Consider the following 26,551-nt stretch of genomic DNA (forward strand, 5'->3'; position numbering starts at 1 on the left):
GTCCGCTCCGGGGGCGCCGTCACCTCGTTACGGAGTGATCGCGAGGCCGCTGCCTTCGACCTCGGCGCGGGAGCCGACACCGAGCTTGCGCAGCACCTTGGCCACGTGCTGCTCGACGGTGCGCGGGGACAGGAAGAGCACGTCGGCGATCTCCCGGTTGGTGTGCCCGAGCGCGACGAACCGGGCCACCTCGCGCTCGCGCGGGGAGAGCTCGTCGCCGTAGCCGCGGCGCCCGCGCCGGGACGGCAGCGGCACGTGGTGACCGCGCAGCACCCGGCGGCAGCGCGCGGCGTCCCGGGTGGCGCCGAGCTCGGCGAACCGCTCGGCCACCGCGGCGAGTCGCGGCGCGGCGCCGCCGTCGCCCAGGGCGAGACGGCAGCGGGCCGCGGCCTCACCGGCGCGGGCGGCGGAGTAGGGCTGCGGCAGGGCCGTGTAGGCGGCGCGGGCCGTGTCGAACGCCGCGGCGGCCTCCTCGGTGCGGCCGTGCCCGGCGGCCAGGATGCCGTGACACGACAGGAGGGCGGCCGCGGCCAGGGGCGCGTCCCTGCCGTCGATGCCGTCGGCCAGCTCGGCGGTGACCCGCTCCGCGTCCGCGAGACGGCCACCGCGCACGAGCGTGGCGACCGCCATCGGCGCCAGGTCACCGGCCCAGCACCAGATGCCCTTGCGGCGGACCCGGGCGAGGGCGCGCTCGGCCTCGGCCCGCGCCTCGTCGCCGTCGCCGCGGGCCTGGAGCAGCCGGGTCATGGCGCCGGACGCGGTGGCGAGGACCGGCCCCGGGGCGTTGTGCGGAGCGCCGAGACCGGCGGCCTTGAGCGCGGTGGCGGCCTCGTCCCACTCCCCGCGCGCGGAGGCGAGCAGACCGAGCACCAGATGCGCGTCGGCCGCGATGCCGGAGACGCCCGGGGCCAGGTCCAGCATCTGGCGGGCCCGTTCGGCCAGGCCCTGCCAGCGGCCCTCGTACCAGTCGAGGCGCAGCGCGGTGCCCTCCACGATGCCCGACAGGAACGCGGCGCCGCACTCGGCGGCCAGGCGCCGCCCCAGCCTGCGGAAGCGGTGGGCGGCGCGGTAGTGGCCCAGGCACACGGCGGCGTCGGCGAAGTTGCCGCAGGCGCGGGCGACCTGGCGGCGGTCGCCGCCGGGTCCCGCGGTGTCCAGGAGGCGCTCGGCCTGGTCCCAGACCGCCGGGTCGCCCACGTACATCGTCAGCGCCAGGTGGTTGGCCCGGACCGCGGTGCACACCGAAGGGCCCGGTTCCTTGGCGGCGAGGCGCTCGGCCCGCTCGATCCAGCGCTCGTAGACGGGGTAGGGGTGGTCTCCCCACGCGGGCATGGCCAGGGCGGCCATGCCGCGGGCCGCGAGGGCCGGGCGGCGGCGCAGTTCCCTGATCGCCCGCTCGGTGCTGACGCGGCCCTCCTCGTGGCGGCCCGCCTGGTTGTAGAGCAGCAGGCCCAGGTGGAGGCGGATCTCGCCGCGCAGGCCCTCGGGCAGCTGCTGGTCGCGCAGGATGCTGCGCAGCAGCGCGGTCGCCCGGCGGTGGGTGAGCCCGACGACCGCGTCCCTGCTGAGGTCGACCGCGATACGGGCACAGGCCATCCGGCTCAGCCGCCCGTCGGAAAGGAGCTCCTCCAGCAGGTCCACGGCGAGCGCCAGGTCGCCCATCGCGCGCGCCGAGGCCGCCGCCGCCTCGCCGTAGCGCTGCCAGCGCGTGAGGTCGCCCGCCTGGCGGGAGTGGTAGGCGAGCTGGACCAGGGGCCGCGGCTCCTGTGCCGCGAGGGCGTGCATGGCCTGGCGGTGAAGGCGGTGCCGGTCCGGCCCCGGCAGACTCGCGTAGACCGCCTGCTGCGCGAGGACGTGGCGCAGTCCGTACTGGTCGTCGCCCCACTCGTACAGGACACCGGCGAGCAGCGCCTCGCGCACGGCGGCCGAGGCCTTCGCCGTCACCGGGTGCCCGGCGGTGCCGTGCATGACGTCGCCGATCAGGGCCTCGCCGACGGGCACGCGGAGCACGCAGGCGGCGTGCACGGCGGCGGCCGCGCCGGGCGAGAGCACGCTCATGCGGTCGGCGATCGCCTCCTGCAGCAGCGTGGGCACCGCCATCGCCTCCAGCGCCGCACGCCCCGCCCGCGGCGTGCGCCGGATGTGCTCGGGCAGCGCGCGGACGACCTCCTCGACCACGAACGGGATGCCCGCGGTCCGCCGGTGCAGTTCGGCGGCCAGGGCCGCGGAGGCCGCCGCGGCGCCGGTGAGGGCGGCGCACATCGCGTGCACGGCGGGCACGTCCAGGGGGCGGAGCGGAATGAGCACCGAGGTGGTCCCGGGCGGGTGGTGATAGGCGCGGCCCAACGGCAGCCCCGCGCCCGGCAGTTCCTCGCGCCGGAAGCTCAGGACGGCCGCGAGGGTCCGCGGCGGCTCGTCCACCAGGAACCGCAGCAGGTCCCGGGTGCCGTCGTCGGCCCAGTGCAGATCCTCCACGACCATCACGGCCGGGCCGAGCGCGTCGAGCAGCGCGCGCACGGCGCGGAACAGGCGGTGCCTGCGGGCCCGCGGATCGTGCAGGGGATCGGGCGCGCACGGCAGGCGGTCGGCGAGTTCCGGCAGGTAGGGGCGCAGCGCGCCGCACACCGGGCTGAGCGCTGCGGGCAGCGTGTCGGTCAGGTGGCGCAGCAGGTCGAAGACAGGACCGTACGGGAAGGGCTCGCGCAGCGGGCGGCAACTGCCCACCAGGACGCGGCGGCCGCGCAGGGAGGGGTGGCGCAGGGCCTCACGGATCAGCCGGGTCTTGCCGATCCCGGCCTCGCCCTCGACCAGCGCCACCGACGGCGTGCGCGCGAGCGCTTCCGTCAGGGAGCGCAGTTCCTCCGTCCGGCCGACCAGAACGGGTGTCTCCGCGGTGTGCAGGAGGGAGGCAGTCATGGGGTGACTCCGGCCTGTGGGGGCCCGTGGGGGCGCGCACGAGGGCGGCGAGCGCTCCACCACGGTGACAGCGTGAAGTTATGCCGACCGGAGTGCGCCTAGCAAGACCGTGGAGCGCTTTCAACGAGTTCCTGTAGGGCCGAGGCCCGGACCCGGCGCGGAAAGAATCTTGGGAACGCGTGTCAAGAGGGCGGCGCGCTCGTGCCTCTGCTGAGGTGAACGGCCGCGCGCCACGGCTAGCGCGGGCAACGGCCGCAGTGGACAAGGAGGGTGACCGTGTTGACCGTGGAGTTCGTAGGCATCGCGCTGCTGGTGGCCGGAGTCCTGATCCCGAGTGTCACGAAACTGCTCGACAGCGTGGCCTATCGCAACCGCGCGCGGGGCAGGGCTGCCATCATCCGGGCAGAGCGCGCCAGCGGGCCAGCGGCTCGCGGGGCGAGGGACGGCCGGACGCGGGGGAGGACCCATGGATGAGCCGGAGGCGGCCGTGGCCCAGGAGCCGGGGGCGGTCACGGCCCGCGCACCCGGGAAGGTCACGGCTCACAGCCTCGGCGTGCTGTACCAGCGCCACCGCGGGGAGATGACCGGGCTGGCGCGCGGACTGCTCGCGCGGGCGGGCGTGCCGCGGAGCGCCGCCGACGCCGACGACGTCGTCAACACCGCCTTCGCCACGGCCCTGCGGAACCCCGGGCGCGTCCACGAACCCCGCGCCTACCTCTTCAAGGTGCTGCGCACCGAGGTCGCCCGCCTTGCCCGGCGCGTGGCCGCGCACCACCGGCTCGAACAGCGGCGCGCGGCCGACCCGCTGCGCTGGGACGCGCCGCCGTCGACGGACGTCGAGCGCCTGGTCGTCGACCGGGAGGCGGTGCGCCGGGCCCTGCGGGCGCTGCCCGCGCAGCAGCGCACGGCGGTGTGGGCCACCAAGGCCCTTGGCTACTCCCAGGCGGAAACGGCACGGGCGATGCGGAAGAAGCCGGGCACCGTCGCCACCCACGTGGCGCGCGCGGTGGTGGCCCTGCGGGCCGCGCTCGCCGCGGTCGTCGTCCGTGTCGTCGGCGCGCGCCGGTCCGCTCCTCGCCGACGCAGGCTGCGCCGGGAGCGCCGCCGGGGCGCCGCGCCAGGGCCGCCGCACCAGGGGAGCCCCCCACGGCGGGCCCCGGCCGTCGGGCGGCGCCGCTAGCGAACCTGCCGGACCGCCACCGCGTTGTACGGGGTCGTGGGCGTGGGGACGTCGGTGAAGCGGGAGTTGGGCAGGTACAGGCGGTCGCCGTACGCGGCGACGGTGGTGGGGACGCGGAAGCGCGGGTCGGTGATCCGTGCGACGGCGGTGCCGCGCAGGCCCGTGGCGTCCAGGTGGAACACGTCCACGGCGTTCTGCACCTGCTGGACGACGTACAGCGTCCGGCCGAGGAGGAGGGCGCCGTCGCCGTCGGGGAGCTTGCTGGCGCCGAGGTCGACCCGGCGGGCGTCGCCGGTGCGCGGGTCGACGCGGTAGAGGCTGCCGCCGTGGGCGTGGACGTTGATGACGAGCAGTCCGCGGCCGTCGGGGGTGCCCGAAAGGCCGTTGGTGGTGAAGCCGTCGGCGGGGGCCTGCACCCACTCGCCCGTCAGGGGAAGCGTCACCACGTCCCGGGGGGCGGGCAGCTCGCCGCGGGGGCCGAGCGGCAGGCCGTAGAGCTGTCGCTGGGTGGAGTCGGTGAACCAGGCGGCACGGGGCGTGAGCACCACGTCGTTGACGACGGAGGCGGCCGTGCCGACCTCGTAGCTGGCGAGGACGCGGCCGCTGCGGCCCTCCACGACGCGCAGCTGGCGGGAGCCGCCACCGGCGATGAAAAGCCGGCCGCGCCGGTCGCTCTTCAGGCCGATGCTCATCGCGTCCGTGCCGGTGGCGATCCTCTCGCCGCGCCCGGTGGCGAGGCTCGCGCGGTACAAGTCCCCGCCGCCCAGCGAGCCGAACCAGGCGTAAGGCCCGGGCCCGATGGTGATCCCCTCGGGCCGGAAGCCGTCGGGAAGGGGGAACTCCGTGGGCCAGGAGCCGCGCCCGGACTCGGCGCGGGCCGTGCTCGCGAGCGGCCCGAGGGCCGCGAGCGCGCCGAGGGCGGCGCCCGCGCCGAGGACGCTTCTGCGGGAGGCGGAGGGAGCGGAGACGCGAGCTGCCATGGGGCACGACCTTCTGTCGACGGATCCGGCGGGCTCACGCCATCACAGCCGACGCCGTGAGCCCCGCTCGACTCGTTTGTGGCCGGATGGCGACACCGCGGCGGCGCGGGGGAGCACCGGAGCGGGGAGGAACTGCCGGATCTTCCGGAAGGGCGGTCGTGCGAATTGGCTGAAAACGCCCGCGTGCGGTCAGCCGAGGATCGGGGGCCGGTCCGGGGGCGCTCGACGCGGCGTCCCAAGGGGCGTTCAACGCGGCGTCCCGGGGGGCGTTCGACGCGGCGTCCCGAGGGGGTTCAACGCGGCGTGCCGACGGTGGACTTGACCGTACACGGTCTTGTCCTGGCGCCTCGTTCCCCCAAGGATGCGCATGACAAAACCGAAGCACCTTCGGTCACACAGTCATCAGATCGGTCACACAGTCATCAGAGGGGACCCCCACATGAACAAGCCTCTCGTCGGTGCCGTCTTCACCGCGCTGCTCCTGGGCGCGACGGCGATACCCGCGGCCGCCGTCAGCGACGAGGCGCCGTCGTCCGACAAGCGGGCGGCGGCCGCGCGGCCCGCCGCGGCCACCCAGGCCAAGGCGAAGGTCAAGGCGAAGGCCGTGACCTTCGCCGGGACCGTGGCGCTGAGCAACTGCTCCGGCTCCGTCGTGCGCGTGCCCAGCTCGCAGCCCGGCGACCGCGCGCTCGTGCTGTCCAACGGCCACTGCCTGGAGACCGGCTTCCCCGGCCCCGGCCAGGTCATCGTCGACCGGCCATCCACCCGCAGCTTCACCCTCCTGAACGCCAGCGGCGGCAGCCTCGGCACCGTCCGCGCCAGCAAGATCGCGTACGGCACGATGACCGACACCGACGTCTCGCTGTACGAACTGACCAGCACCTACAGCGACATCGAGAGCCGCTACGGCATCAAGGCCCTCGACCTCGACGCCGCGCACCCGCAGGCGGGCCGGGCCATCACGGTCGCGTCCGGGTACTGGAAGCGGATGTACAAGTGCAGCGTCGACGGCTTCGCCTACCGCCTCAAGGAGGGCCGCTGGACCTGGAAGGACTCGCTCCGCTACACCCAGCCCTGCCAGGTCATCGGCGGCACCTCAGGATCACCGGTGATCGACGACGCCACCGGCAAGGTCGTCGCCGTCAACAACACCATCAACGAGAGCGGCCAGCGCTGCACCGACAACAACCCGTGCGAGGTCGACCAGAACGGCAACGTCACCGTCCGCCCCAACATCGGCTACGCGCAGCAGACGTACATCGTCGTCCCCTGCGTCGGCACCGGCAACAAGATCGACCTGAGCCGTCCGGGCTGCACGCTGCCCAAGCCCGCGGCGGAGAAGCACCGCGCGCCCGCTCCCGGCCCCCGCGTCCCGGCGGTGAACGCCCGCTAGCCGGGCCGCCCGGAGTCCCGTGTTCCGTACCGGTCGCACGGGCCAACCCAACTCACTCCAGGACTAGTTGAACGAAAAAGAGCAAGGGCTCCCGGAACCTGAGCGTTCCGGGAGCCCTCTTCTGTGGCGCACGTCTGTTCTGCACCCCGGCACCACGAGCACCTCGCTCATCGACTTCAGGGGGAACATTGCGTCAACAGGCCAGAAGAACCTCCGCGGCCATGGTGGCCACGGCGGCCATGGCGGTCCTGGCGGCGGGCATGACCAGCCCGGCGTCGGCCGACGCGGACCGCGCGGCTCCGCGAGGAGACCGGCAGAAAACGGCACGGGGAACCGAATCGCCGCAAGGCCCCTCCGCGTTCACCGGGACCCGGCACACCCTCACGCTGATCACCGGCGACCGCGTCACCGTGGACGCCAAAGGCCGCGTCACCGGCTTCAAGGCGGCCAAGGGCCGCGAGCACATCCCCGTACGGACCCGGACGGTCAAGGGCGGGCACACCCTGGTCCTGCCGTACGACGCCCAGCGTCTGATCCGGCGGGGCAAGGTCGACCAACGACTGTTCGACGTCACCGAGTTGAGCAAGAAGCGCAACCGCACGGCCCAGAAGAAGGGCCTGAAGCTGATCGTCGGCTACAAGGGAGCCGGGAGCTCCGCCAAGGCCGACGTGCGCGCGGCCGGAGACACGACGGTCCGCAGAAGCCTGCGGACGCTGAACGCCGACGCCGTCACCACCCCGCGCGAGGACGCGGCGGACCTGTGGCGGAGGCTCAGCTCGGCGCCCGACGTCAGCCACCTGTGGCTCGACGGCACCCGGGAGGTGACCCTCGACAAGAGCGTCGCGCAGATCGGCGCCCCGAAGGCGTGGGAGGCGGGCTTCGACGGCGCGGGCACGAAGATCGCCGTCCTGGACACGGGCGTCGACGGCACGCACCAGGACCTGAAGGGCAAGGTCGCCGCCGAGAAGAACTTCACGTCGTCGCCGGACGCCAAGGACCGCTTCGGCCACGGCACGCACGTCGCCTCGATCGCGGCGGGCACGGGAGCGAAGTCCGGCGGCACGTTCAAGGGCGTCGCCCCCAAGGCCACCCTGCTCAGCGGGAAGGTCCTGGACGACGGGGGTGGCGGTGAGGACTCCGGCATCGTCGCGGGCATGGAGTGGGCGGCCGCGCAGGGCGCCGACGTCGTCAACCTCAGCCTCGGCGGCGGCGACGAGCCCGGCGTCGACCCGCTGGAGGCGGCCGTCAACCGCCTCGCCAAGGACAAGGGCGTCCTCTTCGCGATCTCGGCGGGCAACTCGGGCCCCGACTCCCGTTCGGTGGGCTCGCCCGGCAGCGCGGACGCCGCGCTCACCGTCGGCGCCGTCGACGACAGCGACAAGCTCGCCGACTTCTCCAGCCGGGGCCCGCGCGTCGGGGACGGCGCGATCAAGCCGGACGTGACGGCTCCCGGCGTGGACATCACGGCGGCGGCAGCGCCCGGCAGCGTCATCGAGAGGGAAGTCGGGCAGAAGCCCGAGGGCTATCTGACGATCTCCGGTACGTCGATGGCGGCGCCGCACGTCGCGGGCGCGGCGGCGCTGCTCAAGCAGCAGCACCCGGGGTGGAAGTCGGCGGAGCTGAAGGCGGCGCTCACCGGCTCCACGAAGGACGGCGGCTCCACGGTGTTCGAGCAGGGCTCGGGCCGCGTCGCCGTGGACCGGGCGATCGGGCAGAGCGTGGTGGCGGACCCCGTGTCCATGAACTTCGGCAGGCAGCAGTGGCCGCACGCCGACGACAAGCCGGTCACGAAGAAGCTCACGTACCGCAACCTCGGCAAGGACGACGTCACCCTCGACCTGTCGGTGACGGCCCTGGACCCGAAGGGCAAGCCGGCCCCCGAGGGCCTGTTCGGCCTCGGCGCCAAGGAGGTCAAGGTCCCGGCGGGCGGCACCGCCTCCGTCGCCCTGACGGCCGACACCCGCGTCGGCGGTGACGTCGACGGCGTGTACTCCGCGTACGTGGTGGCCAAGAGCGGCGAGCGCACGGTGCGCACGGCCGTGGCCGTGGAGCGCGAGGTCGAGTCGTACGACGTGACGCTGAAGACGCTCGGGCGCGACGGGCGGGCCACCGGCTCGTACACGACGTGGATGCAGGCCCTCACGGGCGCCGCGGCGGGCCTGAACCTGGATCCGCACGACGCCTCCGGCACCGTCAAGGTCCGCGTCCCCAAGGGTACGTACCTGGTGGACACGTCCGTCTACGTCGACCCGCAGAACGCGGGCAAGGGCACCGACTGGCTGGTCCAGCCGGAGCTCACCGTAGCCAAGAAGACGACGGTGACGCTGGACGCCCGCAAGGCCAAGCCCGTCGACATCACGGTTCCGCACGCGGGCGCCAAGGCGCTGTCGGGGGATGCGCGGTACCTGTACGCGGGCAACGAGAGCAGCGCCATGGGCCCCGACACCTTCAAGGGCCTGCGCACGGCGCACCTGGGTCCCGAGGTGCCCAGCGGTCTCGCGCAGCAGTGGCTCGGCACCTGGGTGAAGGGCGTGGACACGCAGGTGGACATCATGTCCGGCGGGCCCGTGAAGAAGCTCGCCACCGGCTACACCCAGCACTTCAAGACTGGTGACTTCGCCACGGTGAAGGTCGGCATGGGCGCGTCGGCGCCCGGCCGCAAGGGCAGCCTGTCCGTCGCCGGGTACCTGCCGGAGGCGGGCGGTATCTCCCGGATCATCGAACCGCAGTCGCTGCCGCGCACGCGGACCCTCCAGGTGTCCGCGCTCGGCAAGACGCAGTGGGGCCTCGACTTCGCGCAGGCGCAGAGCGACGACAGCGACATCGAGGCCTGGTACCGCATGGCGGAGCCGAAGACCTTCAAGGCGGGCAAGACCTACGCGAAGACGTTCAACACCGGCGTCTTCGGCCCGCTCGTCGACAAGGAGAACGGCATCTTCCGCGAGGGCGACGAGCTGGGCGGACGCCTGCCGATCCTCGCCGACGGCGCCGGGCACGAGGGCTTCTCCGAGTACACCGCGGCCAGCAAGTCGGTCCTCTACCGGAACGGTACGAAGATCGCCGAGAACGGTGACCCGGTGACCGGCGCGGAAACCTTCAAGGTCCCGGCGGAGGACGCCGCGTACAAGCTCGAGGCGACCGCGCTCCGCGCCCCGAAGGCGGGGACCGCGACCACGCGGGTGGACGCGAGCTGGACCTTCCGCTCGAAGAAGACCGCGGACAAGACCGCGCTTCCCGTCTCCACCGTCCGGTTCGGCCCGAAGCTGGACCTGGCCAGCACGGCCCCGGCGGGCGCGCGGCAGACCTTCCCCGTGACGGTGAAGGGCGCGGCGGCGGGCGCCAACCTCAAGTCCCTGACCGTGCAGGTGAGTTACGACAACGGCCGGGAGTGGACCAAGCTCGTGGTGACGGACGGCAAGGTCACCGTCAAGAACCCGGCCCGGGGCAAGGGCATCTCGTTCAAGGCCAGCGTCACGGACAAGCAGGACAACAAGTCCACGGTGACGCTGTACGACGCGTACTACGGCAAGTGATCACCTAGGCGCGTACTACGGCAAGTGATCACCTAGCGGAAGGGCCCGCCGGAACCGATGGTCTCCGGCGGGCCTCTCCTTTTGTCGGTCAGCTGGTGTGCCACTGCTGGTGGCCGGCGCCCGAGCAGTCCTTGAGCACGACGGCGGCTCCCTGCCACCAGTTCGCCTCGGCGATGGTCAGACACCGGTGGTTGAGGTCGCTGTGCAGCTCGGTGCCGTTCCAGTGCCAGCCCTGCCGGGGCAGCCCGGCGCAGCCGAACACCTGGATCGCCGCCCCGTTGTCGCCGTTGTCGATGGCCGGTTCGAGGCACTTGCCGCTGAGGTCGCTGCGCAGCTGGGTGCCGCTCTGCGTCCAGCGCCGGCTGGGCGAGCCGTCGCAGTCGTACGTCTGCACCGAAGCGCCGTCACCGGTGTTGAGATGGGCGACGTTGAGGCATCTGTTGTTGAAGTTGGAGACGATCTGCGAACCGGCGGCCGCCTTGGTCTTCCGCTCGCCGTCCGTGTCGGCGGACGCCGCCGACGAGACGGAGACGAAGCTGATCACCAGGCCGGCCGCCGCGAGCAATCCCGCTGACTGATACGTCTTGCGCATGGTCTCCCCCTCGGGAACATGTGCACGGATATGCCGCGCCTGAGGATGCTCCCGGCCGTGTGGCCCCGCAAGGCATCGTCCCGATCAGCGGAACCAGCGGCCCCTCTCTGGCCGACTGTCACCGTGCCCCCGGCCGGAAGCGGACACCCGGCGGCGCCGGGCGGGCCCACTGCCGTCGTATGGCGCCCCTCTTGCGGACACGGGGGCGGCCTATGGGTAAGGTAAAGCCGACTTTACTAGCCATTTACCCCCACATGGTCAATATCGGCAGGAGACAGAGGATGCCTCACCCCATACGCTCGGGTCGTGTCGCGGTACTGGCCGCGGCCTCGCTGCTCGCGGTCCCGGTCCTCGCCGGATGCAGCGGCGGGTCCGATGGTGAGGGCGGCGGCGAGCGCAAGACGTCGGCGACCCCCGACGCCGCCGCGAGCCAGGGCGGCGCCGCGTCCGCGCTGCCCGCGGCCCTGACCGGCCAGCGGCTCTCCTGGGGCTCCTGCCCCGCGCCGTCCGCCGCCCAGGGCACCGCGAAGGCGCCCGGCAAGGCCTGGCAGTGCGCCACCATGAAGGCGCCCCTCGACTACGCCAAGCCCAAGGGCGAGACCGTCGAGGTGGCCCTCATCCGCAAGAAGGCCACCGGTGGGGACGGGCGCGTCGGCTCCCTCGTCTACAACTTCGGCGGCCCGGGCGCCTCCGGCGTCGCCACCCTGCCGCAGGCCGCCGAGGACTACACCAAGCTCAACGCCGCCTACGACCTGGTCAGCTTCGACCCGCGCGGCGTCGGCAACACCACGCCCGTGAAGTGCCTGGACGACAAGACCCTCGACAACGACCCGGGCAGCGGCGACACCCTCAAGGACATCAAGCGGTTCACGCGGGCCTGCGAGAAGAACTCCGCCAAGGTCCTGCCCCACGTCTCCACCGCCACCACCGCGCGCGACATGGACCTGCTGCGCCACGTGCTCGGCGACAAGAAGCTGAACTACTTCGGCATCTCGTACGGCACCGAACTCGGCGGCGTCTACGCGCACCTGTTCCCCAAGAACGTCGGCCGCACCGTCTTCGACGCGGTCGTCGACCCGAGCCAGGACGAGGTCGCGGAGAGCCTCGCCCAGGCCAAGGCCTTCCAGAAGGCGCTCGGCTCCGCGATGGACTACTGCGTCGAGGAGTACGGCGAGGAGTGCCCCACGGGGAAGAACGCCACCGAGGGCAACCGGCGGATCAACGCCATGCTGGCGAAGCTCGACAAGAAGCCCGCGCCCACCGAGAGCGGCCGCGAGCTCACCAAGGACCTCGCCCTGACCGGCATCGGCGCCACGCTGTACGGCGGCGAAGAGGGCTGGGAAGCCCTGACGCAGAGCCTCGGCGAGACGATGGCGGACGGCACCGGCAACAACCTGCTGATGCTCGCCGACTCCTACAACGGCCGTGACGACAAGGGCCGTTACAGCAACATGCACGCCGCGAACGCGGCCATCGGCTGCGCCGACACCCGCAGCCGCCACACCCAGGCCGACGTGGACGCCCAGCGGCCCGCGTTCGAGAAGGCCTCGCCGGTCTTCGGACCCGAGATGGTGGAGGGCATGCTCGGCTGTTCGCAGTGGCCGGTGCGCGGCTCGGCGGACAAGCCCCAGGTGGCGGCGGAGGGCGCAGGACCGATCGTGGTCGTCGGCAACACCGGGGACCCGGCCACGCCCGTCGAGGGCGCGCGGCGCATGGCCGAGGGCCTCGGCAAGGACGTGGGCGTCACCCTGACCGTCGACGGCGAGGGCCACGGCACGTACGGCGAGAACCGCTGCGCCACCAAGAAGATCGACACGTTCCTGATCGACGGCAAGGTCCCGGCCGACGGGACAGTCTGCTCGTAACGGAGCCGTCCGCGAGCGGTGAGCGGCGGGCCCGCCGGGACCTGCGGTCTCCGGCGGGCTTTCGCCTGAGGGGAGCCGGGCCGCCGGTCCCGGCGCCGCGGGCGGTCAGTCGGCGTCGAAGAAGTCACGCGCGAGCTTGACCACGCCGGTGGGGTCCCCGAACCAGTCCATGTGGCCCTCGCCGTCGATCTCGACGAGGCGGGCGCCGGGGATCGCCGCGGCCAGCTGCCGCGACGCCTCCATGGAGACCAAGTTGTCCGCGCCCATGCCGACGACCAGGGTGGGGGCCGTGATCTTGGGGAGGAGGCCGCGGATGTCCATGCGCGCGCTGAGGTCGATCTGGCGGCCGATGCCGGGCGGCGGCCAGTCGTTGGAGAGCGTCCGCTCGAGCCCGTCGTGCCCGAACAGGTCCAGGGTGGCGGCGCTGAAGCCGGTGAGCGTGGAGAACCGCTTGAACAGCTCGCGGTCGGTGTCGAGGAGCTTGCGCCACGTCTCGAAGTAGAAGCGGTCCCGCGCGCCGCCGGAGTGCGACCAGCCCCCGACCAGGACGAGGCGCCGCACCAGGTCGGGGTGGGCCGCCGCCGCGGCCGCCGCGGCGACCGCGCCCAGGGAGAAGCCGAGCATGTCGACCGGGCCCTTGACCGCGGCCCGCGTTGCCGCGACGACCTGGTCGGAGATGAGCTCGACGGTCAGGTCGGAGCCGTCGTCGGTGGTCTGTCCGCTGCCGCTGAAGTTGGGCCGCACGACGGTGCGGTCGCGGGTGAAGCGGCCCACCACATTGCCGAAGACCGACTGCGCGTCGCCGCCGGTGCCGTGGACGAGCACCAGGCCGGGCCCGTGGCCGTCGACTTCGTAGTGGACTCGGGTGTCGTGTATCGAGGTGTAGGGCATGAGGCTCACCGCTCACTTGGTTGGGGTGGGTCGAATGAGGTGACGTGCAGGGAGTGACGTGCCGGGGGTGGCGGCCGGGGCCTTTACGGGCGGCCCGCGCGCAGGGAGGCGTCCAAGGTGCTCATGAGGAGCGCGACGCGGCTCTTGCCGGCCGGCGCGTGCGGGTACCGGCTCAGGACGTCGATGAGGACCGGTGTCGCGCGTCGGCGCACGCGGTCGAGCTCTTCGAGGCCGACGTCGGGGTCGTCACCCGCGGTCAGTTCGGCGACGCGCGCCGCGCACGCGGCGGCGCGCAGGATGTGGCCGACCTGGGTGGCCCGCGCGATCGGATGCAGATACGCGGCGGCCGCGGCGTCACCGGCGGCGCGCGCGGCGAGACGCCCGGCCTCGGTGGCCGCCTCCTTCGCCGCGCGGTGCGCGTCCAGGGCCGTGACGCGCTGCGCCATGGTCCTGTTCGCGCCGTCCGCGAACGCCCGGGCGGCGTCAACGGCCGCGCGGGGCCGGGGGTCGCCTGGGTTGGCGTCCTCGTACACCGGCAGGACTTCCTGGGCGCTCTCCACCGCGAAGCGCGCCACGGCGCGCAACTCGTCCATGGTCAACTCGAAGTCACCGGCCGCGATCGTCACGCCGCCGATCCTGCCACGGGCGGCGCGCCCGGCGCCCGCGATCCTAAGCCCGCTCCGCGGGCCCGGCCCTCCCGGCCGCCCGTTCGCCCGCCGTGGGTTCCGCGGGTTCCGCGGCGGCGCCTCGTGCGGTCGCGGTGGGGGCGAGGCCACCGGCTGGGTGCAGTTTCGCGCGGATCTTCTCCACGCAGGACCGGACCGTGCGCCGCGAGAGGGAGAGCCGGTGGGCGATCTCTTTGTCTCCCAGCCCTTGGGCCAGGTAGCGCAGGATGGCCTCTTCGCGAGGCGTGAGCGCGTCGAGGACGTGTTGGTCCTTCCCTGGTTGGTCCTCCCCTGCTTGGTCCTTCCCTGCTTGGTCGCGCGTCGCCGCCGGGGCCGGTCGGCGGGTCGGAGCGGTGGCTTCCGGTTCCCGCATCCAGGCCAGCAGTTCGCGCCGGTCTTCCTCGATCTCCTCCGGGGGCGGCGGCGTGCCGTGTTCCTCCGCTGTCCGACGCAACAGGGAGGCGAGGGCGCTGCCGGACGCCTCGTCCTCGGCGGCGGGCGCGGTGTCCTCCGTCGAGTCGTCCCGGGCGTGGATGCCGTCGCCTGGTCCGGTGCCGGGCCTGCTCCGCTGCGGCGGCCCTCCGGCCACCGCTGCGTACTTCGTGAGCCGCCGCATCGCCGCCGTCGCGCTCTCGACCTCCGCCTCCAGCTCGGCCACGCGCCGCCCGAGCGCCGCGACCTGCTTCTCCAGTTCGAGGATGCGTCTGATGCCAGCCAGCGGAATGCCCACGTCCTGCGACAACTCCTGGACCTTGCGGAGCAGTTCGATGTCACGGGCCGAATAGCGGCGGCCGCGCCCGGCCGTGCGGGCCGGGGAGACCAGGCCCAGACGGTCGTACTGGCGCAGCGTCTGCGGGTGCAGACCGGCGAGCTGCGCGGCCACCGAGATGACGTAGACCGGGGCGTCCGCGGTCCGCTCGTCGGCGTGGGGGTCCCGGTCGCTCATGCTCCCCTCCTCTCCGCTTCTTCGTCGTCGAACCGCGCGGGGCGTCCGCCGCTCAGCGGAAACGGCAGGTGCGGCCCCACTTCCTGTTCCAAGGTCTTCCGTGCGTAATACAGGTGTACCCGTACGGTTCCCGGGCTCATCCCCAGCACCTCGCCGATCTCGTCCCGGGGCATAAGGAGCAGCCAGGCCATGGTCGCCACCTCGCGGCGTTTGGGGGGCATGCGCTTGACAACGTCCGCGCACTTCTCCAGCGCGAGGCGCGCGAGCGCGGTCCGCTCGGGGTTCGCCGCCGGTGACTCGTACAGCGCGCACAGTTGCGGGCTCACCGCGTGGAAGCGGCCCTGGCGCCGCAGTTCGTCGATCCGCTGGTTGCGGCACACGTGCCACAGCCAGCCCCGCTGGCGCTCCACGTCCCACGAGGCGATCCTCTCCCAGTTCTCGATCGCCGCCCTGAAGGCGCTCATCACGAGATCCCGGCCGGAGGACACGCCGACCCCCGACCCCTCGGGGAGGCCGGAGGCGAGCCGGCGCAAGGGCTCGTAGCACGCGTCGAAGAGGGCCGTCACCCGGGCCTGGTCCGCGGCGCTCAGCCGCCGTCCGGCCACGGGTCACCGCCTTCGGCGCGGCCGCGGCACACAGCCGCCGACCCGGATGCGCATGCCCGGCCCTCCTAAGCCCCGCTCCTGCTCGACGACGCTCCCCGGAGGGGCCAGTTGGAGCACCGCCAGCAAGGTGCGGCGTCGTTGCCACTCACCCACCACCACCCCGATCAACACCAGGGCTCCCAGGGCTGGGAGCGCGATCCACGGCAGGCCCCCCATGGCGACGACCGGCACGAGCGGCGCCAGGCCGAGGACGGGCAGCAGCTGTTGCTTCTTCACACCGAGATGTCGAACGGCACTGCCAAGACGTTAAAACCGCCTCGGCGGTGCCGTCTACGAGGCGTCAGCTCCAGGAGGCCCCGCCGGACACCGCCCCCGCCGGACACCGCCCCTGGCGCCCCCGGCGCGCGCCGGGGGCGCGCGGCGCGGAAAACGCGGTGCGGGCCCGGCCACGGCTTGCTAGCGTCCCCGGCATGAAGCGCGCCGCGATGACGACGACGCCGGAGACCGTCCCGGCGCGCTGACCGATGTCTTGACGCGAAGCCCCGGGGCGAGTGCCCCGGGGCTTCGTCCTGTGGTCACCCGTCCCTCGTCCACGAGGAGACCACCATGCCCGACCACCGCGCGCTCGGCCGTGAACTGGACCTGTTCGACACCGACCCGCTCATCGGCTCGGGACTGCCGTACTGGCTGCCCGACGGCGCGATCGTCCGGCACACCCTGGAGGAGTACATCCGCGACGCCGAGCGCCGCGCGGGCTACCAGCACGTGTACTCGCCGGTGCTCGGCAAGCGCGAGCTGTACGAGATCTCCGGGCACTGGGAGCACTACAGCGACGACATGTTCCCCCCGATGGACCTCGGCGGCGAACAGGTCGTGCTGCGGCCGAGCCTGTGCCCGCACCACGCGGTGATCTACCGCTCCCGCCCCCACAGCTACCGCGACCTGCCGCTGCGCATGGCCGAACTCGGCGGCATGCACCGCTCGGAACTCTCAGGCGTCCTGGGCGGGCTGACCCGGGTGCGCGCCATCCAGCTCAACGACGCGCACGTCTTCTGCACCCTGGACCAGGTCGCCGACGAGGCGTCCGCGGCCCTCGCCATGATCCGCCGGGCGTACGCAGCGCTCGGCGTCACCCCGGCCCGCTACCGCCTCTCCCTTCCCGGCCCCGGCGGCAAGTACGTGGCCGCACCGGACCAGTGGCGGCGGTCCGCCGCCCTGCTCACTGACGTGCTCGACCGCTCCGGCCTTCCCTACGAGGCCGCCGAGGGGGAGGCCGCGTTCTACGGCCCCAAGATCGACGTCCAGGTCGCCGACAGCGCGGGCCGCGAGTCCACCCTGTCCACCGTGCAGATCGACTTCCACCAGCCCGAGCGGTTCGGCCTGCGCTACATCGGCCCGGACGGCGCCAAGCACCGCCCCGTCATGGTCCACCGCAGCGTCATCGGCAGCGTGGAGCGAGCCGTCGCCCACCTCATCGAGCAGCACGGCGGCGCCTTCCCGCCCTGGCTCGCCCCCACCCAGCTGGCGCTCCTGCTCCTCACCGACGCCGAACTGCCAAGCGCCCGCGCGCTCGCCGACCGCTGCGCCGAACAGGGCCTGCGCGCCGAGGTGGCGGGCCCGGAACGCGGCAGCCTCGGCGCCCGCGTGCGCGCGGCCCGCCTGGTTCCGTACCAGGGCGTCATCGGCCCCAAGGAGGCCGCCGACGACCTCCTCGCCCTGCGGCTGCGGGACGGCCGCCGGTTCGACGCGCGGCCGCAGGGCGAGGTGCTGACCCGTATCAGCGCCCTCGTCCGGGCCCGTGGAACCGGCCTGTGGGACGAGGCGGCCTCCTGACCCCGGGGCGGGCTGTCGCCCACCGCTCGCGCTCCCCTACAGTGCGTGATGCCCGCACGCGTCCGCCCGCGCCGACGTGCAGCCGCCGAACAGGAGCAGCCCCGTGGCCACCCACGCCCGCCCAGGCCCGTCCCCGACGGGCCGCCGGGTCCCCGAACTCGACCCCGCCGTCGTCCAGCGCTGGCAGGCCGGGGGAGGGCAGCTCGTCGAGCTGTTCGCGCAGGCGCGCGAACAGCTCGGCGGCGTCGCCGCGTTGCGGCTCGGACCGCGCCCGACGGTCCTGGTCACCGAGCCCGAGGCGGTGCAGCACGTGCTCGCGCTCCACCCCGACCGGTACGTGAAGCGCTCGCACCGCGCCCGCCTGCTGATCGGCGACGGCCTGCTTGCCGCGACGGGCGAGGCCTGGCAGCGGCAACGCAAGCTGCTGCAGTCCCAGTTCACAGGCCGGGGCATGCGCCGCTACGAGGAGCGGATCAGCGCGGCCGCACGGACCGCCGCGGACCGCTGGGCCGCGTACGCCCGCACCGGAGAGGTGTTCGACGTCGGCGAGGAGATGCGCCGCTTCGCCCTGGACACCATCTGGCGCTCCCTGACCGGGCACCCCCTCGACCCCGAGGCGGAGCGCGAACTGACCGCCGTGCCCGCCGTGGTGGCCGCGCTGCCCAGCCTGCCCGCCGACGGCGCCGCCCCCGAGGGGGCCGTCGCCGCCGACCTGGCGCGCGTCGACGCGGTGGCGAGCCGCGCCATCGCCGCCGCCCGTGACGGCGCGCCCGGCCCCGAAGGGCCGGGCCTGCTGCACATCCTGATCGAGGCCGCGGGCACGCGCCCCGAGTACACCGACCGGCTGATCCGCGACGAGCTCGTCACCCTCCTCGTCGCCGGTCACGAGACCACCGCCACCACCCTGACCTGGCTCTACCTCCTCCTTGACCGTAACCCCGAAGCGGGCGAGCGGGCCCTGACCGCGGGCGCCGACGGCACCCCGGAGCGGCGGCGGGCCGTGCAGGCACTCGTCCATGAAACGCTGCGCTTCTACCCGTCGGCCTGGATACTGCCGCGCTGCGCGACCGAGGCCGACGTCGTCGCGGGACACGAGATCGAGGCCGATACCGACGTCCTGGTCTGCCCCTACCTCACCCACCGCGACCCCGGACTCTGGGAGGCCCCCGAGCGGTTCGACCCGGAGCGCTTCACCACCCCCGGGCGGCGCCCCACCCACCCCGGGAGCTACTTCCCCTTCGGCCTGGGCGCCCGCGCCTGCCTGGGCCTGCAGTTCGCCCTGCGGGAGTCGACCGTCCTGCTGGAGCGCCTGCTGCCCGCCCACACCCCGCGCTTCCACTCCGTTCCGGACAAGGCCGCCTACAGCATCACCGTCCGCCCGGACGGCCCGACTCCCGCGTCGCTGGACTAGGGCCCGGCGGTGACGTGGGCGACGGCGGCGGAGAGCTGTTCCTGGGTCGCCTCGGGCAGCGAGCCGCCCTGGACGGAGTCCATCAACTGCTGGGCGGTCGTGTGCAGTTTGATGTTGGTGTTCTGCGAGGTCATCACCAGCACGTCCCACGCCTGCGCCTCGCTGAGCGTGAAGACGGCCATCAGGATGCCGCGGGCGATGTCGATGGGCCCCCGGGTCCGCATCGCCCGCCGCAACTGCACGAGTTCGACGCGCGGGTCCGCCGCCTCGTCGCCTTCGCCCTGGTCGCGGGGGTCGTCCAGGGTGAAGAGCGACAGGGTGTCGGAGAGCGTGAAGACGCGCGCGGCGGCCGGGCTGATCCCGCATATCGTGGCCGTCTTGCCCTCGCCCAAGGCTTGCTGACGGATCGTCAATAGGGTGTTGAGCCCGCAGCAGTCACAGAATCCGACGCCGCTGAGGTCCACGTCGACGCCCTGCGCGGAGCGCGTGAGCGCCGCGCGCAGGGACTGGCGCAGTTGTCGGTCGGTGACGAGGTCGAGGGTGCCGCACACCGCGACCGTGACCCGGGCGCCCTCGGGCCGCGTGGCGACCGTCAGCTCGGACAGCCGTACCTCGCCCGGGGGTTCGGCGAGGTGGGGGCGGCCGTGGGCCGCCGAGACTGCTGACTGTGCCGCTTCCGGCATGGCCCTCTCCCTGGACATCGCCCGCGTGGTCACCGCCGCCACCAGACTCCCCATCCCGCCGACCCCTGTCAACAGATGCATGAAAATGGGTTCATGTATTTCGGTGCCTGAACGAGAGGGCATAGAATCGCGTCATGGGAGGAGTGCCGGATCCCCACTCGGGATGGACGTTCATCACCAACCACGCGCGGGTGCTCGCCGCCATCGCGGACAACCAGAACGCGCGGGTCCGCGACATCGCCGCGCACTGCAGACTCACCGAACGCGCCGTCCTGAAGATCATTTCCGATCTGGAGCGGAGCGGGTATCTGTCCCACACCCGCGAGGGGCGGAGCAACACCTACCAGATCGCGCCGGGCACCATCCTGCGCCACCCCGCCGAAGCCGGACTCAGCGTGGCCTCGCTGCTCGCCCTGCTCGTGCAGGTCGACACCCACCACCCCGTCGGGCCCTCCACCGACGGCGCCCACGCGAGCGGGGACGGGTCGGCACCGTAGGCGGTGCCGACGGGGGCGACACACTCGCTTTCGGCCAACGTGCAACATCACCCCATCGGGTGACAGCAGTCCCGATCACCCTCTGCGAGCCTGATCGACATCCCTATCCACACCCAGGGGGCCGCTCGCGGAGCGGCCACTAAGGGGGCAGGCCGCGTGGGAACGACGAGGACGCTGCAGCAGATCATCCCCCGGCACGACCCGTCGTTCGCGCCCTGGGCGGCACGCCTGGGCATCGGCCGGGACGACCACGTGTACGTGGCGAGCTCGGCCTTCCCGGCCAGCGTCGTCCTGCGACTCGCCCCGGACGGCACGACGCGGCGCGTGGGCAAGGTGGGGAACTCGCTCCTCGCCGTGACGGCCAACAGGGCGGGCGTGATCGCGACCGCGGAACACCACTTCAACCACCGGGTGGCGTTCTGGGACGCGGACTTCCGGCCCCTCGGCTCCTTCGACGAGTTCACCGTCAACGACACGGACGGCTACTTCGCCCCGCCCGCCGTGGAAGCGGGCCCCTCCGGCGACTTCTACGCGATGGACCAGCACGCCCTGCGCGTGCTGCGCCTGAACCCGGACGGCGTGCTCGACACCATCGACCTGAAGCGCCTGAGCGGCGACCCCAAGGACCGCAGACAGACGGTCGGGCTGCGCGTCGCGGAGGAGCGGGAACTGCTCGTCACCGCGTGGCAGTCCGGCGTGATCCGGATGTGCGCGTTCGACGGGACACCCGTGGGAAACCCCGTGCGGGCCAAGCCCGTCGGCTTCGTCCTCAGCGGCTACGACGTCTCCGACGACGGCCACCTCTACGTCCTGACCGGCGGCCGCGAGGTCCAGGTCTACGACCTGAACGGGAACAGGACCGGCACCCGCGTCCTCGACCTGCCCGACACCGACCACGACGTGACGGACCTCCGGGTCCGCGGCGGGGAGTTCCTCGTCCGGCGGTCGGACCAGGTGACCCCGTCCGTGCGCCGCGACCACGAGACGCTGTTCGAGCGCTACGACCTGAACAGCGGGGCACTGATCGGCCGCGCCTTCGCCGACGTCGAGCGGCTGACGGTGACGTACGACGCGGACGTCTGGACGGCAGGGGCGCGCATGCCCCTGACCCTCACCCACGATCCGGGACGCTGGGCGAGCAGGCCCCGCCTGAAGGTGTGGCTGCGGCCCCTCGGCGTACCGGAATTCACCGAACTCCCGCTGACCGCGGGCGCGGTCACCCCGCCCGCCGACGCCCGCGGCCTCTACCAGCTGCGCGTGACGGCCGACACCGACGGCCGGTACAGCGAGTACACCGTCGACGGCATCGTCGAGGTACGCCCCTCCGGCGCCCGCGGCACGGTGTCGATCTGGACGCCATCGAACCGCTTCCACTACGGCCGGGGCGAACCCCTCGGCAACGCCGACGGCGCGGCAGCCGACCAGATCACGGTCGCGGCCCGCGCGGCGACCGGCACCCAGCTGCCCGCTTCCGTACGCGTCCGGCTCCTGCGGGGCGGCGAGGAGATCGCCGCGCACGTCGTCACGCTGCGACCGGACGGCACCGGATCGCTGACCTTCGGCGCGGACGTCACCCGCGCCCTCGAACCCGGCCGCCACGTCCTCGACGCCGACGTGCCCGGCTTCACCGTCGCCCCACAGCACCTGGAGATCGGACCGGGCTTCGCCGAACGGCCCGGCTACCACCTCACGCAGTACGGCGACATCTACGCCCAGGGCTTCCCGGCCGACCCCCGAGCGACACAACAGACCCGACGGGCCGAAGACCTGCCCGAGTTCCGGGACATGCCGGAGACGACGAAGGCGTACGTGGCGCGGGCGCGGGCGCTCGGCATCAACCTCTTCGTGGACCGCGCCGAACCCGGCGCCTACGGCGAGGTCCTCGCCGACCAGGGCATCCACCAGGGCACAGGACCGGACCTGGTGGGGCGCCTGACGCAGGCCAAGGACGGCGTCGCCCCCGGCAAGGCGAAGGTCGAGGACCCGCGCCGCCGCGCCTTCGCCGCCTACGGCGCGTACGGCATCGAGACCCAGGCCGTCCTGCTGACGAACGACGCCTTCCTGCCGTTCCTGCCCCAGGGAACACCGAACAACTACGAACGCCGGACCCTGGCGAAGCTCGACTCCGACCTCACGGAGACCACCGAGAAGTTCCTGCCGTACGCCGCCTTCCGGGGCTGGACCTGGGCGGCCAACTGGTGGCTGTGGGCGGGCGTCATCGGCGAGGCCGCCGCGAAGGACCCGGCCGAGCGGACCGCCTACCGGCAGGCCCTGGCCCAGGCGGAGGCGGCGAACGGCGCCTGGCTGCCCGTACTGGACACCGTCAGCGACCGGACCTTCGCCCACAAACGCGAAGCCGCCGCCCACTTCCGCACCGTCCTGAAGTCCCTCATGCCGCACGGCATCGGCGCGATCACCGGCCCCTACCGCGAGCGGCAGGCCCCGCCGCAGCTCGTGTTCACCGGCGCCGACGAGGTCGACCTGCACTTCCAGGCGGAGCAGATCCAGCCACCGCAGGTCACCCGGCACATGGTCGACTTCTACCGCAGGCCGGGGCGGCCCGCGTGGGGCCACCCCGAGCTGGGCAACGACGACGGCACCGGCGGCATGATCATGCCGACGCTCCTGCAGCAGGTGATGCGCGGCGCCGACGGCACCGGCATGGTCACCGACATCGGGGCCGAGCACGGGGAGGGCCTCCACGCCCAGGACGAGCGCGCCGGAGGCAGCGGCGGCGTACCGGGCGACCCGCGCAGCGGCAGCGCCGGCAAGACCTCGGTCCTGCGCGCCCTGTTCGACCTGTGCGCCCGCCTCGGCCCCGTCACCGCCGGGGCGCGGAGCACCGACCCCGTCGCCCTCGTGGTCTCCACCCGCATGGAGCGCGTCGAGTTCAACGAAGGGCAGTACGCGGGCGTCTACTTCCAGCGGCTGTACGAGGCCTACAACGCCTGCCTGTACGCGCAGCGCCCGGCGTCCTTCGTCTGCGCCGAGGACGTCAGCGCCGACGTGCTGCGCCGCTACCAGGCGGTGCTCGTCGTCGGCCAGACCGTGGCACTCGACCCGCCGCTGGCCCAGGCCATCGCGGCCGCCGGGGTGCCGGTGTTCGCCGACGCCACCTGCCACGCCGACCGGGTCACGGGCTTCACCCGGCTCGACATCGGCTTCGACCACGTCGAGAAGACCCAGCAGCAGAACAAGGACGCCTATCAGCAGCCCATCCAGAACAACGACGCCGCCTACGCGTCCCTGCGCACCCTGTTCCTGGACCACGCCGCCGAGCTGCGCACCGCCCTGAGCGCCGTGACGCCCTTCGCCGAGTGCGTGGACAACCCGGAGGTGCAGCTCAGCGAGTGGACCGCGGGCGGCGTCCGCTACCTGTGGGCCGTCAACAACACCCTGCTGGACTGGGAGCCGGGCCTCGCCTGGCGCGTGGGCCTGCTGTGCGCCCACCGGATCCCGGTCATGGCCCGCGTCAAGGTGCGCCTCCCGCCGCTGCACCAGGTGGTCGACCTGCTCACCGGCAGCCCCGTCACCACCCTGCTCGGCGACGAGTTCACCGCCGACCTGCGCTCCGTGCCCGGCAGGCTCTACGCGGTCGTACCGGTGGCGCACGGCCCGCTGCCGTCGGCCTCCGAGGACGCCTTCGGCCCGCACGTCCGCGACATCGCCGTCTCGGCGGACGGCCGCGGCGCCGCGCTCACCACGTTCAACTGGGACCACAACGTCCACGGTCTCGACCTCGCCACCGGCCGCACCACCTGGCGCCAGCGGCTCGGGCACCACTTCGCCTACGGACCCGTCGCCCACGCCGGGGGGTACGCGGCGCAGGGCTTCGACGTGCTCAGCGCCGAGGGCTACCACCTGTACCTCCTGGACCCGTCCGGCACCGCCCGGCGCCGCTTCGCCCTGTTCGGCCTGCCCAAGCGGGCCACCGACTGGGCGCGCGGCGACTGGGGCCACGACCTCGGCCTGAACAACTTCGCGGTGGCACCCGACGGCTCCTGGGTCGCCACCTGCGGCGATCTCGGCCTGGCCCTCTGGGACAGCTCCGGCAGCGAGCGCTGGGCACACCAGTGGTGGGCGGAGCACCGCAGGGCACCACTGCGGCTGCTCGCCGCCGACGACGCGACCCTGATCACCTTCGCGGGCGGCCGGATCACCGCGCTCGCGGCGGCGGACGGGGCGACGCTGTGGTCGCTGCGCGTCGCCGACAGCGGTGCCTTCGGCGGCGGCGTGGTCAGCCGTGACCGGAGCACCGTCGTGATCTGGTCGGACACCGAGGGCGGCCGGCTGTACGTCATCCGCGGCGGCGCCCTGCGCAACACGATCCCGGCCGCCGCCGACGAGGTGTCCGTCTCGGGCGACGGCTCCCTCATCGCCGCCACCAAGCACCGGCAGCTGAAGGTCTTCGGCGCCGACGGCGGACTGCTGTGGACGTACACCGGCGACGATCTGCTGCGCCGCCCCCGCGTCTCGCCCGACGGCACCCGCGTGGCCGTCGGCAGCGAACTCGGCACCCTGGCCGTCCTGACCGGCGACGGCGCCGTCGTCGGCACGGTCGACCTGAAGGCGCTGCCGGTCCCCGCCTGGCTGCCGGACGGCGATCTGCTGGCCGCGACGTGGCTGGGCACCGTGGTGCGCTACCGCCCCGACCTGCGGCCCCGCTGGCAGAGCAGGCTCACCCCGACCGAGCGGGACATCCGCTCCAAGCTGCGGGCCCCGGACCGGACGCCGCTGGTGCGCCGCGCCTGGGGCAACGCCGCCCCCACCCCGAACCCCCTGACGAACAACCTGCTCAAGCAGACGGGAGCGGTGTTCCGGGCCCGGCTCCTCGACCGGGACCAGGAGATCTACCTGTCACAGCAGAACGACACCGCCCTCCTGCTCGACGGCAGCGCAAGACCGCCCGCGAGGCCCTGGCTGCCCTGGTGGGTCATCAACTCCGTGGACAGCGGCTGGCACGGCAAGTTCGAGCTGACCGTCGACACCTACCGGAGCCTGCTGCGACTGGACGGCGTCACGATCGCCGAGGACCCCGCGCATCCCGAGTCATGGCTGCGCGACGTCCGCCTCCAGTGGTGGGACACCCGGGCCGGGCGCTGGGTCGACGGACCGATGCTGCTGTCCGACCAGGCCGTGCACACGCACCTGTTCAGCACACCGCTGGTGGCGGCCTGGTTCCGGTTCGTCACGACCGGCGGCGGCGCCTGGCCCGTGGGCAATCTGCGCCTGGGTGAACTGGTCTTCCACGGCGCGGTCCTCGGCAACTCCCACCGGGACGTCATCGGCCAGCGCGGCCGGGCGACGCTCTTCGAGGACCGGGAGAGCGATCTGCGCACGCTCTTCCACGGCGCGCTCTCGTTCCAGCGGGGCGACGCCCGCCCCGAGGGAGGCACCTGCGTACGCCTCGACGTCACCGACGGCGTCTCGGAAGCCGTCGCGCACCCCCAGTACTTCGCGCCGTTCGGCCATGTGATCCCCGAGTGGGACTTCGAGATCGCGGAGCATCCCGAGCCGGGCCAGTACCGGTACTTCCAGTTCGCCTGGAAGGCCACGGGCGAGGCGACGACCGTCATGGGCCTGCGCATCGGCCTCGCCTGGAACGCCGCCGCGGTGGTGGTCCTCGCCGGTGCCACCACCTGGCCGGGCACCGCGGTCCTGGCCCAGGTCAACATCCCCGCACCACCGCGCACATGGGCGACCGTACGCCTGGACCTGTGGGAACTCACCCGTGCGCAGCCCACGTACCGCGTACGCAGCGTCAGCCTGCGCACCATCGGCGGCGGAGCCCTCTTCGACCAGCTCACCTTGGGCCGCACCGCGGGCGACCTGCCGGAGCAGACCTAGTACCGGAACCTAGTACCGCGACCTAGTACCGCGACCTTGTGCGCGTCGCCGGGGGGCGGCGCGCACGCGGACGTCTATGACGCTACTGGAGGCGGTACCACAGGAGCCGCGACTCAGCGACAGCCGGAGACAGGCCGAGCGCCTTCCCCAGCGTCTCGCCCGAGAGGTCATCGGCTTCGGCGAGCATGGCCGAGTCGCGAGCGACGCGCTTGGTCATGCCCTCCAACGCGATCACGGCCTTCAGGGCCGCCACCGGTGCGTCGAGAGCCAGGCGCGTCAGCTGGACGTCGACCTGCGCCAGCAGGTCCGCGAGACCGGTGGGGAGCGGTACGGTGCGGGCCGCCACGTCATGGATGTGCCGCTCCCAGTCGGCGAAGGGCTCGGGGGAGGGGAACTCCTCCGCGTCGTCCTGTTCCCAGTCGATCGGGTACTCGTTCTGGCCCCGCCACCCGCAGTAGCAGGCGCCACGAGCCCGGGTCGCCCTCGGGCGCCCCAGAGCGCCGCTGTAGGCCCACCACTCCCGCGTCTCGATGAAGCTGGAGCCGCTGCCGGGATCGATGTACGCCTTCTCCGGCTCGCTGCCGTCAGCGAGCACGGCCCCCGCCCACCCCTCGTGGCTCCGGCCGTATTCCTCCGTGGTCCACATGGCCCCTCCTTGCCCGGTAAGGATCGAAGTCCACCATGCCGAACTCCGAGCGAGTATGGGGCAATTGC

17 protein-coding genes and 2 pseudogenes are annotated in these 26,551 nt (G+C 73.1%); 8 read left to right on the forward strand and 11 right to left on the reverse strand.

All coding sequences use genetic code 11. From position 1 onward, the window contains the following. Window positions 1-27: 27 nt before the first annotated feature. Window positions 28-2,916 carry an ATP-binding protein gene (locus tag AC07A4_RS27485; RefSeq protein WP_478603295.1) on the reverse strand — a complete coding sequence of 963 codons (2,889 nt, stop codon included), beginning with the start codon at window positions 2,914-2,916 and terminating at the stop codon, window positions 28-30. 466 nt (window positions 2,917-3,382) lie between these two features. On the opposite strand from AC07A4_RS27485, the gene AC07A4_RS27490 reads away from it, so the two are divergent. Continuing rightward, window positions 3,383-4,096, forward strand: a complete 714-nt coding sequence (locus AC07A4_RS27490) for an RNA polymerase sigma factor (RefSeq protein ID WP_478603297.1) — start codon at window positions 3,383-3,385, stop codon at window positions 4,094-4,096. Here the strand turns inward: AC07A4_RS27490 and AC07A4_RS27495 are convergent. Next, the gene (locus tag AC07A4_RS27495; RefSeq protein ID WP_478603300.1) at window positions 4,093-5,076 is read right to left on the reverse strand and encodes an SMP-30/gluconolactonase/LRE family protein; all 984 of its coding nucleotides are present in this window, start codon (window positions 5,074-5,076) and stop codon (window positions 4,093-4,095) included. The genes AC07A4_RS27490 and AC07A4_RS27495 overlap by 4 nt on opposite strands. 439 nt (window positions 5,077-5,515) lie before the next feature. On the opposite strand from AC07A4_RS27495, the gene AC07A4_RS27500 reads away from it, so the two are divergent. Together AC07A4_RS27500 and AC07A4_RS27505 are read left to right on the forward strand one after the other, a co-directional pair. Further along, window positions 5,516-6,469, forward strand: a complete 954-nt coding sequence (locus tag AC07A4_RS27500) for a S1 family peptidase (protein ID WP_478603303.1) — start codon at window positions 5,516-5,518, stop codon at window positions 6,467-6,469. A gap of 221 nt (window positions 6,470-6,690) precedes the next feature. After that, window positions 6,691-10,002 (forward strand): S8 family peptidase, encoded by a 3,312-nt coding sequence (locus AC07A4_RS27505; protein ID WP_478603306.1) that lies wholly within the window; start codon window positions 6,691-6,693, stop codon window positions 10,000-10,002. A gap of 88 nt (window positions 10,003-10,090) precedes the next feature. Here the strand turns inward: AC07A4_RS27505 and AC07A4_RS27510 are convergent, their stop codons facing one another. After that, a complete protein-coding gene (locus AC07A4_RS27510) occupies window positions 10,091-10,594 on the reverse strand; it encodes an RICIN domain-containing protein (protein WP_478603307.1) in 504 nt (167 codons plus the stop codon). Between the two features lie 281 nt (window positions 10,595-10,875). Between AC07A4_RS27510 and AC07A4_RS27515 the strand changes: the two genes are divergently transcribed. After that, window positions 10,876-12,459 carry an alpha/beta hydrolase gene (locus AC07A4_RS27515; RefSeq protein WP_478603310.1) on the forward strand — a complete coding sequence of 528 codons (1,584 nt, stop codon included), beginning with the start codon at window positions 10,876-10,878 and terminating at the stop codon, window positions 12,457-12,459. Between the two features lie 105 nt (window positions 12,460-12,564). Here the strand turns inward: AC07A4_RS27515 and AC07A4_RS27520 are convergent, their stop codons facing one another. The 6 genes and pseudogenes from AC07A4_RS27520 to AC07A4_RS27545 all read right to left on the reverse strand — a co-directional run bounded on the left by AC07A4_RS27520 (window position 12,565) and on the right by AC07A4_RS27545 (window position 15,842). Beyond that, window positions 12,565-13,350 carry an alpha/beta fold hydrolase gene (locus AC07A4_RS27520; RefSeq protein ID WP_478603313.1) on the reverse strand — a complete coding sequence of 262 codons (786 nt, stop codon included), beginning with the start codon at window positions 13,348-13,350 and terminating at the stop codon, window positions 12,565-12,567. 83 nt (window positions 13,351-13,433) lie between these two features. Further along, entirely contained in the window at window positions 13,434-13,976 is a 543-nt protein-coding gene (locus tag AC07A4_RS27525) for a putative immunity protein (RefSeq protein WP_478603315.1), read from the reverse strand. 43 nt (window positions 13,977-14,019) lie between these two features. Continuing rightward, a complete protein-coding gene (locus tag AC07A4_RS27530; RefSeq protein WP_478603676.1) occupies window positions 14,020-14,631 on the reverse strand; it encodes a helix-turn-helix transcriptional regulator in 612 nt (203 codons plus the stop codon). Then, window positions 14,623-14,961 (reverse strand): annotated as a pseudogene (locus AC07A4_RS27535) (heat shock protein transcriptional repressor HspR); the annotation flags it as partial. The gene AC07A4_RS27530 and the pseudogene AC07A4_RS27535, both read right to left, overlap by 9 nt. Further along, entirely contained in the window at window positions 14,958-15,566 is a 609-nt protein-coding gene (locus AC07A4_RS27540; protein ID WP_478603317.1) for an RNA polymerase sigma factor, read from the reverse strand. The gene AC07A4_RS27540 and the pseudogene AC07A4_RS27535, both read right to left, overlap by 4 nt. Window positions 15,567-15,569: 3 nt before the next feature. Then, the gene (locus tag AC07A4_RS27545; RefSeq protein ID WP_478603318.1) at window positions 15,570-15,842 is read right to left on the reverse strand and encodes a hypothetical protein; all 273 of its coding nucleotides are present in this window, start codon (window positions 15,840-15,842) and stop codon (window positions 15,570-15,572) included. 324 nt (window positions 15,843-16,166) lie between these two features. Between AC07A4_RS27545 and thrS the strand changes: the two are divergent. Together thrS and AC07A4_RS27555 are read left to right on the forward strand one after the other, a co-directional pair. After that, a pseudogene (gene thrS, locus AC07A4_RS27550) lies at window positions 16,167-17,399 on the forward strand (threonine--tRNA ligase); the annotation flags it as partial. A gap of 103 nt (window positions 17,400-17,502) precedes the next feature. After that, window positions 17,503-18,810 carry a cytochrome P450 gene (locus tag AC07A4_RS27555; protein WP_478603320.1) on the forward strand — a complete coding sequence of 436 codons (1,308 nt, stop codon included), beginning with the start codon at window positions 17,503-17,505 and terminating at the stop codon, window positions 18,808-18,810. Here AC07A4_RS27555 and AC07A4_RS27560 read toward each other — a convergent pair. Next, the gene (locus AC07A4_RS27560; protein ID WP_478603322.1) at window positions 18,807-19,493 is read right to left on the reverse strand and encodes an ANTAR domain-containing protein; all 687 of its coding nucleotides are present in this window, start codon (window positions 19,491-19,493) and stop codon (window positions 18,807-18,809) included. The two genes, AC07A4_RS27555 and AC07A4_RS27560, sit on opposite strands and share 4 nt — an antisense overlap. A gap of 134 nt (window positions 19,494-19,627) precedes the next feature. Here AC07A4_RS27560 and AC07A4_RS27565 point away from each other — a divergent pair, with 134 nt between their 5' ends. Further along, window positions 19,628-19,990, forward strand: coding sequence for a helix-turn-helix transcriptional regulator (locus tag AC07A4_RS27565; protein ID WP_478603324.1), 363 nt, complete (start codon window positions 19,628-19,630; stop codon window positions 19,988-19,990). Window positions 19,991-20,146: 156 nt separating this feature from the next. After that, entirely contained in the window at window positions 20,147-25,837 is a 5,691-nt protein-coding gene (locus AC07A4_RS27570) for an outer membrane protein assembly factor BamB family protein (RefSeq protein ID WP_478603326.1), read from the forward strand. Window positions 25,838-25,919: 82 nt separating this feature from the next. On the opposite strand, the gene AC07A4_RS27575 is transcribed toward AC07A4_RS27570, so the two are convergent. Then, the gene (locus AC07A4_RS27575) at window positions 25,920-26,483 is read right to left on the reverse strand and encodes a hypothetical protein (RefSeq protein WP_478603329.1); all 564 of its coding nucleotides are present in this window, start codon (window positions 26,481-26,483) and stop codon (window positions 25,920-25,922) included. Between the last annotated feature and the right edge of the window lie 68 nt (window positions 26,484-26,551).

Source organism: Streptomyces sp. NPDC043996, from assembly GCF_056435225.1.

Excerpts from the sequence above, each read along its gene's own strand:
- AC07A4_RS27495 (WP_478603300.1), bottom strand. The coding sequence starts at position 5,076 with ATGGCAGCTCGCGTCTCCGCTCCCTCCGCCTCCCGCAGAAGCGTCCTC.
- AC07A4_RS27575 (WP_478603329.1), bottom strand. The coding sequence starts at position 26,483 with ATGTGGACCACGGAGGAATACGGCCGGAGCCACGAGGGGTGGGCGGGG.
- AC07A4_RS27490 (WP_478603297.1), top strand. The coding sequence starts at position 3,383 with ATGGATGAGCCGGAGGCGGCCGTGGCCCAGGAGCCGGGGGCGGTCACG.
- AC07A4_RS27530 (WP_478603676.1), bottom strand. The coding sequence starts at position 14,631 with ATGCGGCGGCTCACGAAGTACGCAGCGGTGGCCGGAGGGCCGCCGCAG.
- AC07A4_RS27560 (WP_478603322.1), bottom strand. The coding sequence starts at position 19,493 with ATGCCGGAAGCGGCACAGTCAGCAGTCTCGGCGGCCCACGGCCGCCCC.
- AC07A4_RS27520 (WP_478603313.1), bottom strand. The coding sequence starts at position 13,350 with ATGCCCTACACCTCGATACACGACACCCGAGTCCACTACGAAGTCGAC.
- AC07A4_RS27500 (WP_478603303.1), top strand. The coding sequence starts at position 5,516 with ATGAACAAGCCTCTCGTCGGTGCCGTCTTCACCGCGCTGCTCCTGGGC.
- AC07A4_RS27515 (WP_478603310.1), top strand. The coding sequence starts at position 10,876 with ATGCCTCACCCCATACGCTCGGGTCGTGTCGCGGTACTGGCCGCGGCC.
- AC07A4_RS27485 (WP_478603295.1), bottom strand. The coding sequence starts at position 2,916 with ATGACTGCCTCCCTCCTGCACACCGCGGAGACACCCGTTCTGGTCGGC.
- AC07A4_RS27565 (WP_478603324.1), top strand. The coding sequence starts at position 19,628 with ATGGGAGGAGTGCCGGATCCCCACTCGGGATGGACGTTCATCACCAAC.
- AC07A4_RS27510 (WP_478603307.1), bottom strand. The coding sequence starts at position 10,594 with ATGCGCAAGACGTATCAGTCAGCGGGATTGCTCGCGGCGGCCGGCCTG.
- AC07A4_RS27505 (WP_478603306.1), top strand. The coding sequence starts at position 6,691 with ATGGTGGCCACGGCGGCCATGGCGGTCCTGGCGGCGGGCATGACCAGC.